This is a genomic window from Flavobacterium sp. W22_SRS_FK3 (genome assembly GCF_052113665.1).
Taxonomy (GTDB): Bacteria; Bacteroidota; Bacteroidia; order Flavobacteriales; family Flavobacteriaceae; genus Flavobacterium.
Genome location: NZ_JBGQOF010000001.1, coordinates 371,828 through 388,956, shown reverse-complemented (window position 1 = coordinate 388,956; position 17,129 = coordinate 371,828). Strand labels below are relative to the sequence as shown.

11 protein-coding genes and 1 other RNA gene are annotated in these 17,129 nt (G+C 33.3%); 4 read left to right on the top strand and 8 right to left on the bottom strand.

From position 1 onward, the window contains the following. The 3 genes from ACEN2I_RS01820 to ACEN2I_RS01810 all read right to left on the bottom strand — a co-directional run bounded on the left by ACEN2I_RS01820 (position 1) and on the right by ACEN2I_RS01810 (position 5,004). The gene (locus ACEN2I_RS01820; protein WP_441764409.1) at positions 1–3,066 is read right to left on the bottom strand and encodes a PAS domain S-box protein; all 3,066 of its coding nucleotides are present in this window, start codon (positions 3,064–3,066) and stop codon (positions 1–3) included. 273 nt (positions 3,067–3,339) lie between these two features. Further along, positions 3,340–3,736, bottom strand: a transfer-messenger RNA (tmRNA) gene (gene ssrA, locus ACEN2I_RS01815). 65 nt (positions 3,737–3,801) lie between these two features. Further along, positions 3,802–5,004 carry a serine hydrolase domain-containing protein gene (locus ACEN2I_RS01810; RefSeq protein ID WP_441764408.1) on the bottom strand — a complete coding sequence of 401 codons (1,203 nt, stop codon included), beginning with the start codon at positions 5,002–5,004 and terminating at the stop codon, positions 3,802–3,804. Positions 5,005–5,244: 240 nt separating this feature from the next. Here ACEN2I_RS01810 and ACEN2I_RS01805 point away from each other — a divergent pair, with 240 nt between their 5' ends. Further along, positions 5,245–6,444 carry an NAD(P)-dependent oxidoreductase gene (locus tag ACEN2I_RS01805; protein ID WP_441764407.1) on the top strand — a complete coding sequence of 400 codons (1,200 nt, stop codon included), beginning with the start codon at positions 5,245–5,247 and terminating at the stop codon, positions 6,442–6,444. 101 nt (positions 6,445–6,545) lie between these two features. Here ACEN2I_RS01805 and fumC read toward each other — a convergent pair whose 3' ends face one another. After that, on the bottom strand, positions 6,546–7,931 hold the full coding sequence (gene fumC, locus ACEN2I_RS01800; RefSeq protein ID WP_441764406.1) for a class II fumarate hydratase: 1,386 nt from the start codon (positions 7,929–7,931) through the stop codon (positions 6,546–6,548). Positions 7,932–7,992: 61 nt separating this feature from the next. Between fumC and ACEN2I_RS01795 the strand changes: the two genes are divergently transcribed. Next, positions 7,993–8,133, top strand: a complete 141-nt coding sequence (locus ACEN2I_RS01795) for a hypothetical protein (RefSeq protein ID WP_441764405.1) — start codon at positions 7,993–7,995, stop codon at positions 8,131–8,133. Positions 8,134–8,576: 443 nt separating this feature from the next. Here the strand turns inward: ACEN2I_RS01795 and ACEN2I_RS01790 are convergent, their stop codons facing one another. Then, on the bottom strand, positions 8,577–11,120 hold the full coding sequence (locus ACEN2I_RS01790; protein ID WP_441764404.1) for a TonB-dependent receptor domain-containing protein: 2,544 nt from the start codon (positions 11,118–11,120) through the stop codon (positions 8,577–8,579). An 87-nt stretch (positions 11,121–11,207) separates the two neighbouring features. Continuing rightward, entirely contained in the window at positions 11,208–11,558 is a 351-nt protein-coding gene (locus tag ACEN2I_RS01785; RefSeq protein ID WP_441764403.1) for an arsenate reductase family protein, read from the bottom strand. Between the two features lie 113 nt (positions 11,559–11,671). On the opposite strand from ACEN2I_RS01785, the gene ACEN2I_RS01780 reads away from it, so the two are divergent. Then, a complete protein-coding gene (locus ACEN2I_RS01780; RefSeq protein ID WP_441764402.1) occupies positions 11,672–12,607 on the top strand; it encodes a CPBP family intramembrane glutamic endopeptidase in 936 nt (311 codons plus the stop codon). A gap of 3 nt (positions 12,608–12,610) precedes the next feature. Then, a complete protein-coding gene (locus tag ACEN2I_RS01775; RefSeq protein WP_441764401.1) occupies positions 12,611–13,651 on the top strand; it encodes an AMP-binding protein in 1,041 nt (346 codons plus the stop codon). 69 nt (positions 13,652–13,720) lie between these two features. On the opposite strand, the gene ACEN2I_RS01770 is transcribed toward ACEN2I_RS01775, so the two are convergent. Both ACEN2I_RS01770 and ACEN2I_RS01765 read right to left on the bottom strand, forming a co-directional pair. Further along, the gene (locus tag ACEN2I_RS01770; RefSeq protein ID WP_441764400.1) at positions 13,721–14,935 is read right to left on the bottom strand and encodes an RsmB/NOP family class I SAM-dependent RNA methyltransferase; all 1,215 of its coding nucleotides are present in this window, start codon (positions 14,933–14,935) and stop codon (positions 13,721–13,723) included. Between the two features lie 144 nt (positions 14,936–15,079). Beyond that, a complete protein-coding gene (locus tag ACEN2I_RS01765; protein ID WP_441764399.1) occupies positions 15,080–17,044 on the bottom strand; it encodes a KUP/HAK/KT family potassium transporter in 1,965 nt (654 codons plus the stop codon). Between the last annotated feature and the right edge of the window lie 85 nt (positions 17,045–17,129).

The window sequence follows — 17,129 nt, the reverse complement described above, 5'->3', positions numbered from 1 at the left end:
TTAAATATCATTTTCTTTTTGTCGCAATGGAAGTGTGATAATAAACGTAGCTCCTGAACCAAGAATGCCTGTAGCAGTTATGGTTCCTTCATGTCGCTCTACTATCTTTTTGCAAAGTGACAATCCTAAACCTGTACCTTCATATCTGTCTTTAGAATTTAGACGTGTAAAAGTCTCAAATATTCGTTCAGCCTGATTTTGCTCAAAACCAATTCCATTATCTGCTAATGTAATTACTGCAGACCTTCTTTCTTTTTCAAGAATAATTTTAGAAAGTATTGTTATTTGTGGTTTTGTATCTGCTTTACCAAATTTAATAGAATTATTGATAAGGTTATAAAAAAGCTGATAAATCAAGACTAATGCACCTTCCAGGGTTGGCAGATCATTATAATGGATTTTCCCTCCTTTTTTTTGCAAAGAAACTTCAAGATCAGTTTCAATATTTTTTATAACTTCATTCAAATCAATCCGTGTCGGTTTTTGCAAATCGGCATTAATTTTAGAGTATGCCAGCACTCCATCAATCATATTAAACATCCGATCTGTGGCAACGTGCACCCTTTCGATATATTTCAATGCCATCTCGTCTAATTTGCCATGAAGATGATCCTCCAGACGACTGGTAAACGTTTTTATTTTTCGTACAGGTTCTTTTAGATCATGGGATGCCACATGGGCAAACTGCTGCAGGTCTTCATTAGAGCGCTGTAATTCTTTTGTACGTTCAGCTACCAGACTCTCCAATTTTTCAGTAATGGTTTTTTGTTCATGGATATCAGTACAGGTTCCAAACCATTTTTTTATTGTCCCCGTCTTGTCAATAATTGGTAAAGCCTTACTTAAAAACCAACGGTATTGTCCTGTTTTTCCATTCTTTAAACGAAATTCAAACTGATAAGGATTACCTGTTTGAACACTTTTATACCAAAACTCTACTACAAGTGACACATCATCCGGATGCATTAATGGAATCCAGCTAGAGTCTCCAAATTCATTTTCGTCAAAAGCGGTATATTCATACCAACGCTTATTATAATAATCTACAAAGCCGTCCGGTTCTCCCGTCCAGATGATTTGTGGCACAAGATCGGCAAGCTGCCTGAATTTTTCTTCGCTTTCCCTAATAATTTCTTGTACCTCTTTTTGTGCAGTAATGTCTGTTGCAGAGCCAAACCATTCAATAATATTACCCTGTTCGTTCAAAACCGGTATGGCTCTTGAAAAAGTCCAGCTCATTGTACCATCTGAGTTCAGCACCCTATGTTCCAGTTCAACTATACTTTTGTTTGCTATAGCATCAGATGTAGCTTTTGCAACCTTTTCCTGATCATTGGGATGAATATATTTATCCTTCCAATTTAAAATCGGTTCGCCCGTATCAGAAAGTATTCCGTTGTCTTCCAGATTCCACATTACGGTCCAGTCTGCATTCATGCGATATACTACATCTGATGAAGCATTTACCAAAGCACGGAAACGATTTTCGCTTTCTTCTAATTTTTTCCTTGCTATGACTTGTTCTGTAACATCAACAGCTGTCTGAATCATTCCGGTTATTTGATTATCTTCAATTAACGGACGATAGGCAAGATTATAGTAGTATTCTTTTATTTCGCCTGTACGATTATGCGGAACAAGCACTTCACTCTGATCAAAAGAAATTCCATTATTATAAACATTCTGTACCTGCGACCAAACAAATTGCCCTTCCAATTCAGGTAAAACATCAATCAATGGCATGCCGATTATTTCTTCTTCTCGGCCAATCATTTCAAGCATTTGTTTATTGATCTGTTCTATCACCAAATCATCACCCTTTAACACCAAAGTGGCACAGGGAGTCTGAGCAATCATAGATCTTAATCGGCTCTCACTGTCTTCTAATTTTCTTCTGGACAGTACTTGCTCCGTTACGTCCATAGCCATGTGTAGTACTGCAGAATCCTCTTCAGTTTCTTTAATACAGTCATAAGAGAAATTATAATAACGCCGTTCCAGTTTTCCGTCAATTATTAAATCAACAGGCTGTTCATCTCCCCTAAAAGGTATTCCTGTTTTATGGACATTAATAACAGTCTGAAGTGCCGGCTGACCTGAAAGTTCTGGTAATATTTCCAGCATTTTTTCCCCGAGAGCCTCATCTGCTGTTTTTTTGTTCATAAACTTAAGCATAGGCTTGTTTATGCTTTCAATAACGACATCAACTCCTTTAGAAAGCAACATAGCTACTGGTGCTTGTTCAATCATATTGCGAAAGCGAGTTTCACTCTGCTGTAGTTTTTCTTCTGCCTGCTTTATTTCGGTAATATCCCTGGTAGTCCCTGCAACAGCTTCAACTATTCCATTTTCATTAATGACGGGAGTAAGAATATAATCATAGATACGAGAGCCTAATTCCGCATGTGGAAATGAAACTGTACCCCTGATCGTTTTTTTATTTGCAACTATTTCATCTATTTCCCTTTCATGCATTTGCGCATGCCATTCTTCGTAACCATTTTCACGTAAACCTAATCCAATGGCATCTTCAGCAGATTTGCCCCACATGTTAAGTAAGGCCTTATTAGCATAAGTAAAATTGTAGTCGAGGTCAAAAACATATACCAGATCAGGCGTATTGCTGGTAATAGAATCGTATAGTCTTTTTTGTTTCTCTGCTTTATTCAATGCTTCACTAAGAGCAATTTCTGATTGTTTACTTTCAGTAATATCATCTGTTGTCACCACCAATATTTCATTTTGCTTTACCACAGTAAAACGAAACCAATATTTCACATCCTCTCTTTCATACCAGCTTTCAAATCTAGCAGTGATTCCGGTTTCGACTACCTCAATCAATTTCATCAGGATACCTGCTTCTTTTACAGCAGGAAAAATATTGCTATATAATTTACCTTTATAATCTATATCACCAATCCAATCGAGAATATAAGTATTTAGTAGCAAAATCGAAAAATCTTCAATCTTCCCTTCGTCATTATAAAAAGACTGTATGACCGCGATACCGTTTGATGCAGAGTTAAAAACGGTTTGAAAAAGGTCTTTGTTTTCTGTTAATTTCATTGATGCATTTTATGACTAAGAAGGAACAGGCACTATTTTACTACTTTTTTGTGCGATTAATAATCTCGACCTTATATGAAAGAAAAAAAACGTTTGCCATTAGCTAAAATAAAAAAAATAACCCAGATACACAATGTCAATAATGAAGATAAGTTTTAAAACTATATCACCTATAAAGAAAACTTAAAACAAAATTAAATGTAAAAATTCGAGAGATTTTCAATTATTTACGTACTAAAAAAAAAAGGGAAGATATCTAAATACCTTCCCTTTTTGTGGAGTCGCCGGGAATCGAACCCGGGTCCAAACAAGCAATTAAAGAGCTTTCTACACGTTTATTTCCTGATTGGATTTTCGATGTTAAGCCAGGTCAGAAACAACCACTCAACACTTATCTTCTTAATTTCGATACCCACCCGAAGCTCATGGAAATCTAGGTTTATTTTTACGGTTCCCCTAGACTGACCGCCACAAACCAAGGCTTTCAAGGAGAATCCAGCTTCCCTATCTTATAGGGACGTGGCTAATCTTACTATAATTCAGATTATGCAGCTAAAGCGTAGTTATTTTCGCCGTGTAAAAGTGTTAAGATCTTATATTTACGAGCAAGGTCTCAATGCTCGACGTGCTTACTTTTCAATTCGACTTGCTGTCAAAACCAGTCGACCCCAAAAATGAGTTTGCAAATTTAGACTTTTTACAATTAGAATCTGTATAAATTTTAATTAAAATTAATTATTCTTCGTCTTTGAAATTAAACGGATAATCACCAAAAATTGGCGCCAGTTTTCGGACTGCATATGTATTCCTGTTCATTTTATTTGATAAAGCAATAATGGTAACATTTTCTTTTTGAAGTGTAATATAAGATGAAGTATTTCCGTGCCACCAGCCATTATGAAAATAAAAATTTTGACCCGTTTCCCAATTTATCATTCTAATACCCAAACCATAGTTTTTTGTACCTTTTCGTTCATTGCTCTGTCCGGTATAAACCTCTTTTAATAAAGCCGGTTTTAAAAAGCCTGGAGCATTTCTGGCTCTGTCAAATTTTAAAAGATCACGTGCTGTTGAAAAGACATTTTTATCTCCGTAAACATTATCCAGATAATCAAAACCAATCTCTGCTCCATTCCCTTTATATGAAGGAACAATCTTTTTTCTCTCCTTGTCATCGTCAAAAACATAAGTATGTTTCATTCCTAAAGGTTTGAAAATCATTTGATACATAGCTTCTTTATACTTCAAGCCTGTTATTTTTTCAATAATAAGTGCCAGCATCGCATAATTGGTATTGCAATAACCAAAACGGGTACCAACCTTTGATTCTAAACCTATTTGTTTTGTTGCCAGAATCTGTAAAATATCTTTGTTTGTTAATTGGTTATGTCTGTCCCAAACCGATTTATCGTGATCTGTAAAATAAGCATAATTTCGCATTCCGCTGCGATGACACAATAACATTCGTACAGTACATTCTTCGTAAGGAAATGTTTTTAAAATAGTATTTACTTTTTGATCCAGTTCAATCTTACCTGAATTAATTAATTTTAAAACAGCAGTTGCAGTCAATACCTTGCTTACAGAAGCAATTTGCACAGGGGTGTCGGCACCAATTTTTGTCTCCGCATTTTTATTAGCGTAGCCATTGTATCTTTCAAATATAATCTGCCCATTTTTTGCTACCAAAAAACTGCCATTCATACTATTATTTGGCCAATTTTTATTGTAAAAATGATTTATTCTTCCTTTTACAGAATTGATATAAGCTGTGGTTATCTTTTTTTCAGGCCCCATTGGGATCATTTTGCCCAGCGTGTCTTTTACTTCAGAAATTTTGTCAGGTTTAGTTTTTTTGTCTTTACCACAGGAGCTTAAAACTAATATTAGAAAAAGTATTTGTGGTATATTTGCTTTTTTTAGGAATCTCATTTGCATCGTTCTTGAAAAACAAATATATAGAATTCAATACTTTTGTTTTGCCCTTTTTATCATACATAAGTTTTATTTTTAACATATAATTAATAAGATTTTAAGTTATTTCATTGTATATCAATACTTAACAATTACTAATCATTAAAAATAAGAAAATAGCAACAAAAATTTAACTATTTTTGTTACATTTAAAACAAAATACACTAAAAAAGTTATATTATAAAATATTTTAAACCCATTAAAATGAAATTCGGAATAATCAAAGAAAGAAAAAATCCACCAGACAGACGCGTTGTCTTTACACCTGATGAATTAGCAAAATTAAAACAGGTGTATCCGGAAGCCTCTGTAACTGTGGAAAGTTCAGACATTAGAATTTTTTCCGATATGCAATACAAAAGTATGGGCATTACTGTTGCAGATAATGTTTCAGATTGTGATATTCTATTTGGCGTAAAAGAAGTTCCGGTTGATGCTTTAATTCCGAATAAGTCCTATTTCTTCTTTTCACATACTATAAAAAAACAGCCTTACAATAAAAAGCTCCTGCAAGCGATATTAGAAAAAAACATCAATTTATACGATCATGAAACCATCGTAGATGAACATAATCGCAGATTAATTGGTTTTGGAAAATACGCCGGAATGGTTGGTGCTTATAACGGAATTCGTGCATTCGGGATAAAATTTGAATTGTTTAAACTGCCAAAAGCAGAAACTCTTTCAGGTAAAGAAGCGCTCATAACGCATTTGAAACGTATAACTTTACCACCATTAAAATTTGTAATCACAGGAACCGGAAAAGTAGGAAACGGCGCTTTGGAAATTTTAAAAGCCATAAAAGTAAAAGAAGTTACTGTAGATAATTATTTGACTAAAAATTATACGCAGTCTGTTTATGTTCAATTGGATGCTTTAGAATACAACAAGAGAATTGATGATCAAGTACTTGATTTTATAGATTTTACAGAACATCCGGAAGCTTATACTTCTGATTTTGAAAAATTCACTAAAGTCAGCGATATTTATATTGCAGGGCATTTTTACGGAAATAATGCACCCAGAATTCTGACTCAGGAAATGCTGAATGCTAAAGATTGTAATATAAGAGTTGTTGCTGATATCTCTTGCGATGTGAACGGCCCAATTGCCTGTACGATACGTTCCTCAACCATAGCTGAACCTTTATACGGATATCTGCCATCAGAAAATAAAGAAGTTGATATTTTTCACCCAGCTGCAGTTGTAGTAATGGCTGTTGATAATTTGCCTTGTGAAATTCCAAAAGACGCCAGCGAAGGTTTTGGCGAACAATTTATGGAACATGTTATTCCGGCTTTCTTTAATGGAGATAAAGATGGGATTTTAAAAAGAGCCAAAATTACCGAAAACGGAAAGTTAACAGAAAGATTTAGCTACTTACAAGACTATGTGAATGGTTGATTGTTGATTGTTGATTGTTGATTGTTGATTGTTGACCTAAAAAAGAGCTTGAAAGGTTTAAACTTTTCAAGCTCTTTTTTAAATTAATCATTAAAATTAATCTAAACCATTTCTTCAGGTTTTACCCAATCGTCAAAATCTTCCGACGTTACGTAACCTAAACGAACAGCTTCTTCTTTGAGTGTTGTTCCGTTTTTGTGTGCGGTTTGTGCTATTTCCGCAGCCTTGTAATAGCCAATTTTAGTATTTAAAGCTGTAACTAGCATTAAAGAATTATCAACTAGTTCTTTGATACGTTTGTAATTTGGTTCGATTCCCTGAGCGCAATGTTCGTCAAAAGAAACACAGACATCACCGAGCAATCTTGCCGACTGTAAAAAGTTTGCTGCCATTACCGGTTTAAAAACATTTAATTCATACTGTCCCTGCATTCCTCCTACTGAAATAGCCACATCGTTTCCAATAACCTGAGCACAAACCATTGTTAAAGCCTCACATTGGGTTGGATTTACTTTTCCTGGCATGATAGAAGAACCCGGTTCATTTTCAGGAATATGAATTTCACCAATTCCGGAACGTGGGCCTGAAGCCAGCATCCGAACATCATTGGCAATTTTGTTTAAAGACACAGCCAATTGTTTTAAAGCGCCGTGGGATTCAACAATTGCATCATGAGCTGCCAAAGCTTCAAATTTATTCTCCGCAGTAACAAATGGATGTTTTGTAAATTTTGCAATATATTCGGCGACTTTTACGTCGTAGCCTTTTGGCGTATTTAATCCTGTTCCAACTGCAGTTCCGCCTAAAGCGATTTCAGATAAATGAGCTAATGTGTTTTTCAATGCTTTTAATCCGTATGCTAATTGTGCAGCATATCCTGAAATTTCCTGACCTAATGTTAAAGGTGTAGCATCCATAAGATGTGTACGCCCAATTTTTACTACATCTTTAAATTCAGCTGCTTTTTTTAATAAAGTCGAATGCAGTTTTTCAACTCCAGGAATTGTGGTTTCAACCACCATTTTGTAAGCCGCAATATGCATTCCGGTTGGAAAAGTATCATTTGATGACTGCGATTTATTGACATCATCATTAGCTTTTATAAATTGTTCGCCTTCGCCAATTTCAAAACCTTTAAGAACCTGAGCACGATTTGCAATGACTTCATTGACGTTCATGTTGCTTTGTGTTCCTGAACCGGTTTGCCAAATAACAAGAGGAAATTGATCATCTAATTTTCCTTCTAAAATTTCGTCACATACTGCTGCAATCGCATCACGCTTTTCAATTGATAAAACGCCTAAATCGTAATTGGCATAAGCTGCTGCTCTTTTAAGGTAAGCAAAACCTTCAATGATTTCTGGCGGCATGGATGCCGATGGACCAATTTTAAAATTGTTTCTGGAACGTTCTGTTTGAGCACCCCAGTATTTATCGGCTGGGACTTGTACTTCGCCCATTGTATCTTTTTCTATTCTGTATTTCATTTTGTTATTTGTAAAGTGTTATTAGTAATCTGTAAAATATTATTATTAAACGAAACTTCTTATGAAAACGGTTGCCGTAGCCCTGATGGGAACGGCATCCTTTTATGCCGGGGTTCGGAATAAAAGATATAGTGTACAGCAGGAAGAGCTCCTGAAAACACTCATATCCTTCTATTTTAGACTTTTAAAAGATAATGATTAAAACCTCTTATTTAAAATGAGTTTAAATATACGGATAATTGTCATTTTATAAAAATTGATTTGGTTTTTATTGCTAAGAAAAAATATAAAACATACATTTGTCCTTACATTCAAAAATTCCGGAAAACATGTTTGAATTTTCACAGTACTTAGGTTTTTTACTTTTCTTGACCATACTAACTATAGGGTTTTGGTTGATGTTTTTCTTGGTTGGATTCGTATCTTTTTGGGTTACGGGTGCTAGCTGGGAAATGTTCAAAGAGAAAAGAGCAAAGAAGAAACAAGAACAGTCAATTTAATTTTAAATTGATTTCATAAAAAAAGGACCCGTTTTTACGAGTCCTTTTTTTTATTTATAAAAATCCAAATTCCAATTAAGTCACTTAATAATTTAGTTTTCAAAATTGGAATTTAGATTTTTAACATTTTTGGATTTAAATTATATTATCCCGGAAAATCTCCTCCGCCATCACCTCCGCCATCATTATTTTTTGGCATGTTTTTGTTTTTGTCTGTTTTTTTCATGTTCAAGCGGTACGTAAATGACAGGTTGAATTGTCTTTTTCTCCACTGAAATTCGCTGTACGAATTAACACTTGACAAATTAACTTCCGATTTCATTTTTCTGGAATTAAATAAGTCACTTACATTAAAAGCAATCGTAGCTTTGTCTTTTAAGATGTCTTTGCTAAATGCAGTATTGACTACATAATTCCCTAAGCTTTTTCCTTGAGCTGTATTTTGTGGGCTAAAATACATTCCGGATAATTGCCAGTCAATTTTGTAAGGAAGCGTTAAACGAGAGTTTACTCTAGAAAACCAAGAGAAAGTTTCGTTGTCTAAATTTTGTGTTATTTCATCGCCTACAGCAGGTTTGTAAATATAGTCGCCAGTTGTTTTTACATCAGCTAGGTTGAAACTACTGTTTATTTTCCAAATCTTGAATGGACTGTAGTTCAATGTGAATTCTAAACCAAATTTTTGCTCTTTGGCTAAATTGATTGGGCTGCTTAAAATTACTGGATTTTTTGTTTCAAGAAATTCCGGGCTATTTGGATCGTTTGAGTCATAATCTGGATTCGGGTTTTGTGTTGTTACAAATTCACCTGTTTCGGTACGAACAAATGAAAATACATCTTTTGTGTTTTCAAAATAAATCGAAGTACTAAAAGTTACTTTATCCCATTTTTTTAGATAACCTAAGTCAAATTTATCTGTAAAAGAAGGATCCAAGTCTGGATTTCCTCTAAATAAATTGATATTACTGGAGTAATTAGTAGCTGGATTTAAGAAACGTCCTCTAGGCCTGGACAAACGTTTGCTATAACTCAAAGAAACACTGCTTTCATCTGATATTTCATAGTTGATAAAAGCACTAGGAAAAAAATTATTGTATTTTTTAGTATTGTAATTTTGTGTATCTAATAGATTGACATCAATTTTAGTATCTTCCCAACGCAATCCTAATAGATAAGAGAACTTATTCAATTTAAATCCATATTGAGTGTACAAAGCATTAATACGTTCGTTATATTCTAAGGTATTTGAAAGGTCGGTATTGATTACGTTATTAGGCATAACAACGTATGGATTCGTTAGATTATTAAAGTTTCCTTTGTAACCTGCTTCAAATTGGCTTCCATTTTCAAAAGGTAAAACATAATCTGTCTGCACTTGAAACATGTTTTGTTTTTGATTGTTTTTAGTAAAATCTAATTTAGCAGGATTGCTACTACCAATAGTTTCATCAGTAATAAGAGAATTATCTGCATCTTTATTGATTGCATAAGAAACATCTACCGTTAATTTATGTCCTTTGTCGTTGAAATTCTTTAATAAATTAGAAGCAAATTCGGTATCTTTTCCAGTATCGTCTCCTGCACTCAAACGATAACGTTTTCCTGTGAAATTTTTATCTGAATCAAAATTATTATAATTTACTAAATCATTGTTAGTGCCACTATTGTCTCTATAGCTAATGGAGTTTGTCCAAAAAGTATTAGGAGCCACAGTCCATTCTACTCCTGTTTTTGTAGAAATTCCTTTTCTAATTCGCTCTGTATCTCTATATTCATCAGTATAGCTATTTATAACACCATTATTAGTATTTAGATTAGTACCGTTAGCACTATTAGTCAAACCAGATCCTTTACTTGTTCTATAATTGTATCCCGTAGAAGTAAAAAAGTTTAGTTTTTTAGTTTTGTAATTCAAATCGGCGCTCAAACCATAGGTTTCAGGAATTCCTGTAGAGGCAATAAAACTTCCATTAAAGCCTAAGTTTTTTCCTTTTTTCAAAATAATGTTTAGAATCCCAGCTCCTCCTTCGGCATCATAACGTGCCGATGGGTTGGTGATTACTTCAACTTTATCAATCGCATCTGCAGGAATTTGGCGTAAAGCCTCAGCCATATTTAATGCATTAGAAGGTCGACCGTCTATAAAAATTCGTACATTTTCGTTTCCTCGCAAACTTACATTCCCTTCTACATCTACAGAAACAGATGGTACATTTTCTAAAACATCACTAACAGTTCCTCCTTTTACAATCATGTCCTGGCCAACATTGTAAACTTTTTTATCTAATTTAATTTCAACTGTTGATTTTTCTGCACGAATCACAACCTCGTTTAATTGCGCTGCGTCTTCAGACAAGTTTACAACTCCTAAATTAGTGTTTTCCTGTATGGTTTTTTGTTTATATTCTGTTGCTTTAAAAGAGATAAACTCAATTTTTATATCATAAGTTCCAGGATCAACAGCTACTTCAAATTCTCCTTTTGGGTTTGTAATTCCTCCTGCAACCACTTTTGCTTCATTTGGTAAACTAATAGTTACAGTAGCGTATTCTAATGGCTGTTTCGTTACTTTTTCTAAAACTTTTCCGGTAACTTTTACTTTGTTTTGGCTTGTAGTTCTTTCTTGTGCATAATTATATATTCCTGAAAACAGAAATATGAATAATATCGCAATTTTGAATTTTTTCATTATTATTTGGTTTCTTTTTGCTTTTAGACCACAAATGTAGCTTTTGGTTTAAAATAAGAAATCACAAAATAATGTTAATTCAACACTTTACATTGATTCTAAAAAAGAGCTTACTTTATCAAGATCACGGCCAATAATAGCTTTCCCCTCTTTTATTACAATCGGTCTTTCAATCAAAATCGGATTATCAACCATTCCCTGAATAATCTGTGTATCACTTAATGTTTTTCCTTTAAAATTTTCAATCCAGATTTTCTCTTTAACTCTTACTAATTCTATTGGCTTTAGGTTTAATTTTTCGATTAAACTTTTTAACTCCCCAAAAGAAGGTATTTCTGTAAGGTAAGAGATAATTTCATAACTTAGATTAGCCTCATCAAGAAAGGTCAGACAATTTCTTGATTTCCCACAACGTGGATTATGGTAAATTTGTATCATTTTCTTATATTTAATGTTTGCTAAAATAGATTCACTTCAAATGGGGTAATTTAGCAATACCAAAAGTAAGATTTACTTATTAAACTGAATTCTAATTAGAAAAATTTTTATACATGTTTTTAGAACAAGGAATTAAACCCGAGAATAAATTTTGGAAATATCTTTTAGGCTCTCTACTTATCATTATTGCTTCATTCATTGGCCAGATTCCCCTTTCTGCAGTCGTTTTATTTGAAACCTTTTTTAATAAAAAACCTTACCCAACAAATGATACGATGTTAATGAAAATGTTTGATTCAAATCTGACTTTATTTTTGGTCATGATTTCATTTGCTTTCGCTTTGGCAGCAGTCTTTTATGTCGTTAAAAAACTTCATAACCAAAGTTTATTATCCATTACAACCTCTCGAAGAACAGTAGACATCAAGCGTATTTTATTTTCATTTCTATTATGGGCAGGATTTTCAGTAGCAAGCTTCCTGTTTATTTATTTTCAATCACCTGAACAATTTATTTTGAATTTCAAACCTATTCCCTTCCTGATTTTAGCAGTTATCGGAACAATATTAATTCCAATACAAACCAGTACCGAAGAGTATGTTTTCAGAGGTTATCTTATGCAGGGATTTGCTAATTTAGCTAAAAACAGATGGTTTCCGCTATTAATGACTTCTGCAATATTTGGCTCTATGCATTTGTTCAATCCAGAAGTAACCAAAATGGGCAATATCATTATGATCTATTATATTGGTACCGGCTTATTTTTAGGAATTATTACCTTAATGGACGAAGGAATGGAATTGGCACTTGGCTTTCATGCTGCCAATAATCTGACCGGTGCTTTACTGGTAACCTCAGATTGGTCCGTTTTTCAAACACATTCTCTTTTTATAGATACATCAGAACCTTCTGCAGGTTTTGATGTGATTTTACCAGTAGTCATTATCTACCCTATTTTGCTTTTTATTTTTAGTAAAAAATACCAATGGAACAATTGGAAAGAAAAATTAACAGGTAACATAACTGTTACAGAAACAATTAATTATTAAGCCATGATTCAATTAACTCATAAAAACGTTCATAATTATTTTAAAATAAATGGTCATCATTTAAATGGAGATGAACTTCGTAGCGCTGCCTATAGTTTTATTAAAGAAGGGGATCCTAACGAACAGGCAATTGGAGAATTTTTACTAGATTGGTTCGATGACAAAGAATATATCGAAATGAAAACATCCGGAACTACTGGTCTTCCTAAATTAGTTCGGTTAAAAAAACAAGCCATGATACATTCGGCACTGGCTACTGGTGATTTTTTTGATTTAAAACCCGGAAATAAGGCGTTGCTATGTTTACCTGTAAAATTTGTAGCCGGAAAAATGATGTTGGTAAGGAGTTTAATTCTTGGTCTGGATTTGGATATTACAGAGCCAAGTACGGAACCTTTAGCTTTAAATAAGACAGCATACGATTTTGTAGCGATGGTACCTCTGCAAGTTCAAAATTCAATTAAAGCTTTAAAAAAAGTCAAAAAACTTATCGTTGGAGGAGCAAAAATGGATACAGAACTAGAAGAAAAATTGTTGCCTTTAAAGACAGAAGTTTATGAAACTTATGGAATGACCGAAACAATTACTCATATTGCAGCCAGAAAAATAGGTGATAAATTTTTTACTGTTTTGCCTAATGTAAAAATCACTAAAGACAATCGAGGATGTTTGGTAATTGACATTCCTGCTATTTCTGCAGAACCGATTGTTACTAATGATCTGATTGAATTAATAAGAGAAAATCAGTTTACTTTTTTAGGAAGGATCGACAATGTAATTAATAGCGGCGGTGTAAAACTAATTCCTGAACAAATTGAAGCAAAATTGATTGGAAAAATTAATTCAAGATTTTTTGTAACCGGAATTCCGGATTCTGTTTTAGGAGAAAAATTAATTTTAGTTATTGAAGGTGAAAAACAAGATTTTCCAATTGATTTTTTTGATGTTTTAGACAAGTATGAAAAACCAAAAGAAATAGTTTTTGTCCCAAAATTTAAAGAAAATGAAAACGGAAAACTATTACGCAAACCAAGCTTAGTTTGATAAATTAAAAAACCCAAATGCCAATTTTAAAGTTGGAATTTGGGATTTATATTTAGGATTTAATTGAATTTATTCTTTACGCTCTAATAGCGCCATATAAAATCCGTCAAAACCAGATTCTGAAGCCAGGATTTTGCGGTCTTTTATAAATGTAAATTGTTTGCCAATTTCGGTTTTCAGGAATTTTTCTACCTGTTCCTGATTTTCTGATGGTAAAACAGAACAAGTTGCATACACTAATTTTCCGCCCGGTTTTACAATTTTGGAATAACTTTCTAAAACTTCTGCCTGCACTTTACGAATGTTGTCAATAAATTCAGGCTGTAGTTTCCATTTTGCATCAGGGTTTCTTTTTAAAACTCCTAAACCGCTACAGGGTGCATCAATTAAAACACGATCTGCTTTTTCGTGTAATTTTTTGATCACTTTTGTAGTGTCAATAATACGATATTCAATATTAAAGGCACCATTTCTTTTGGCTCTTAATTTTAATTGCTTCAATTTACTTTCGTATAAATCCATTGCAATCAATTGCCCTTTATTTTCCATTAAAGAAGCAATATGCAGTGTTTTTCCGCCAGCACCGGCACAAGTGTCTACAACGCGCATACCTGGTTTTACATCAAGAAAACTGGCTACCAATTGTGAATTTGCATCCTGAACTTCAAAAAGTCCTTGTTTAAAAGCATCTGTTAAAAACACATTCGCTCTTTCTTTCAGAACTAAAGCTTCCGGCTGATCTTTTAAATATTCTGTTTCAATATTTAAATCCATCAACGTATTTCTCAGGTTTTCTTTCGTTCCTTTAAGTGTATTGGTCCTTAAAATAACTTTGGCCGGCTGATTTTGGGCTGCAATTTCTGTAGACCAGACTTTTTCTCCTAATTCCTTTACTCCCAATTCATCAATCCAGTCCGGAATAGATTCTTTGAAAGCCCTAACTTTTGAAAGCTCGTCAAAACGACCTTTTATTTTTCTTTCAGGCGTACCTTCCAATTGTCTCCAATCCGGAATTGGATAACCTCTTAAAACTGCCCAAACTGCAAACATTCTCCATAAATTATCTCTGTCAAAAGGTTCTTTAACTTCGGCAATTTCAGCATATAATCTTTTCCAACGAACAATTTCGTATATGGTTTCAGCAACAAACTTCCTGTCAGAACTTCCCCAACGTTTGTCTTTTTTTAAGGCTCTCGCTACCACTTTATCTGCATATTCTCCTTCATTGAAAATAGCATTCAAAGAATCGATGGTAGTATAAACTAAATTTCTGTGTAATCTCATTTTAATTATTTGAGTTGCAAAGGTACTATTAATTGATTGAAAGTTAAATTTTTAATTTTGATTGTATTTTTTAACTTTCTTAAAAAAAAAAAAACACTCTTATAAAGTATAAAAGAGTGTCTTTCTTTTTAATGTAAAACCAAATTATTTTATAATTCTGGTCAAACCTATGTTCTCAGGAGCGTGAAGCACCATTGGGAATTTCTCAATTTTTACGGAACTGCTGTCTAGACCAAAAGCACTTTCTTCAGACAAACTTAATTTTTTGATTAAAAAGTATGAATTCATGATTATCTTCTCATGCCATAATAAATCGGAGTCATTAGATAAGAATTTCTCTGATAATACGAACTTGAAATCTCCAACGATATTGTTTTTGTTTAATGATTCATAACGGCTTGTAATATCAACCTCACCATTTTTTACCATATCACGTATAACTTCCCTAAACATTAAATTGATTTTGGTAGGTTCTCTAAAGCCTAAATTAAAATCAACTCTGTAAATGTCATCTTTGGCAATCTCAGTAACTTTATATTGTGTTTTATAAGGTTCAGACAAGATATTAACATGTACAAACCAATAAATATCTGCTCTTTTTGGTCGTTTTTGCAAGATTGAGTACATTACTTTTTGCTCTAATTCATCAACACGATTAGCATTTGTCATATAAACTAAATGAGTAGCATATTTTGGAATAGACAAATCCTCACTCAATTCCATCAGTACTTTTTTATAATCGGCAATTTTAATGATTTTAGTGTAGCTTTTGTTAATTTTCTTAGCCAGAAACCATGTGGTCATTACTGAAATCAACAAAATAGCAATGATTAAAGTTACATAACCGCCTTCGGCAAATTTAGTAATGTTAGCAATTAAAAAACAACCTTCAATTATTAAATATATTGTAATTAAAGGAACCATAAAATATAGTTTTACCCTTTTCATAATCAAATAATAATTCAGCAAAATAGTAGTCATAATCATACATAGTACAATGGCCAGACCATAGGCGTGCTCCATATTACTTGACTTTTCAAAATGCAAAACAATTCCGACACAACCAAAAAACAACAACCAGTTGATTGATGGAATATACAATTGCCCTTTTACTTCAGTAGGATATTTGATTCTTACTTTTGGCCAGAAATTCAATCGCATAGCTTCATTTATCAAAGTAAATGAACCACTAATAAGTGCCTGCGATGCTATAACTGCTGCCAAAGTTGCAATCACGATTCCTGCCGGCTGAAACCAATCAGGCATAATTAGGTAAAAAGGATTACCATTCTCTCCCCCTAATGTCAGTAATGTTTCGCCTTCATGATGAATTAGATAAGCTGCCTGACCAAAGTAATTTAGTACTAAAGTTAGCTTGACAAAAATCCAGCTAATTCTAATATTTTTTCTACCACAATGTCCCATATCTGAATACAACGCTTCGGCTCCTGTAGTACATAAAAATACAAATCCTAGTACAAAAAAACCGTCAGGATGAATGGATAACAAATGATAAGCATAATAAGGATTAATTGCTTTAATAACCTCCGGATGATCTAAAATCTGAATGGATCCTAAAATTCCCAACATAGCAAACCAAATAAGCATCATTGGCGCAAAAAATTTACCAACGAGCTTCGTACCAAATTGTTGAATGGTAAATAACACAAGTAAAATACCAATAACTATAGGAATTGTATTTATTTCAGGATAATACGTTTTTATACCTTCTACCGCAGAGGAAACTGAAATAGGCGGTGTTATAATTCCATCGGCTAACAATGCACTACCTCCAATAATAGCAGGAACAATTAGCCATTTTATTTTAGTTTTTTTGACTAAGGCATATAATGCAAAAATACCACCTTCACCATGATTATCAGCACTTAAAGTAATAAGCACATACTTAATTGTAGTTTGGAGGGTTAATGTCCAAAAAACACAGGAAATGCCTCCCAAAACAATATCTGCATCAATATAATGTTCACCAAGTATGGCCTTCATTACATATAATGGAGAAGTGCCAATATCTCCATAAATAATTCCTAATGTAATTAATAACCCCCCTATAGACAACTTACTGTGCAAGTTTTTATGCGATGCGTTCATGTATATTTTTATAAAAGACGGTTGCAAATTTACTGTTTTAAAACAAATTAGCCTCAATTATAATTAAAAAGATAAAAAAAAGCAC

Coding starts and splice junctions, on each gene's coding strand:
- ACEN2I_RS01820 (WP_441764409.1), bottom strand. CDS start 3,066: ATGAAATTAACAGAAAACAAAGACCTTTTTCAAACCGTTTTTAACTCT.
- ACEN2I_RS01810 (WP_441764408.1), bottom strand. CDS start 5,004: ATGCAAATGAGATTCCTAAAAAAAGCAAATATACCACAAATACTTTTT.
- ACEN2I_RS01805 (WP_441764407.1), top strand. CDS start 5,245: ATGAAATTCGGAATAATCAAAGAAAGAAAAAATCCACCAGACAGACGC.
- fumC (WP_441764406.1), bottom strand. CDS start 7,931: ATGAAATACAGAATAGAAAAAGATACAATGGGCGAAGTACAAGTCCCA.
- ACEN2I_RS01795 (WP_441764405.1), top strand. CDS start 7,993: ATGAAAACGGTTGCCGTAGCCCTGATGGGAACGGCATCCTTTTATGCC.
- ACEN2I_RS01790 (WP_441764404.1), bottom strand. CDS start 11,120: ATGAAAAAATTCAAAATTGCGATATTATTCATATTTCTGTTTTCAGGA.
- ACEN2I_RS01785 (WP_441764403.1), bottom strand. CDS start 11,558: ATGATACAAATTTACCATAATCCACGTTGTGGGAAATCAAGAAATTGT.
- ACEN2I_RS01780 (WP_441764402.1), top strand. CDS start 11,672: ATGTTTTTAGAACAAGGAATTAAACCCGAGAATAAATTTTGGAAATAT.
- ACEN2I_RS01775 (WP_441764401.1), top strand. CDS start 12,611: ATGATTCAATTAACTCATAAAAACGTTCATAATTATTTTAAAATAAAT.
- ACEN2I_RS01770 (WP_441764400.1), bottom strand. CDS start 14,935: ATGAGATTACACAGAAATTTAGTTTATACTACCATCGATTCTTTGAAT.
- ACEN2I_RS01765 (WP_441764399.1), bottom strand. CDS start 17,044: ATGAACGCATCGCATAAAAACTTGCACAGTAAGTTGTCTATAGGGGGG.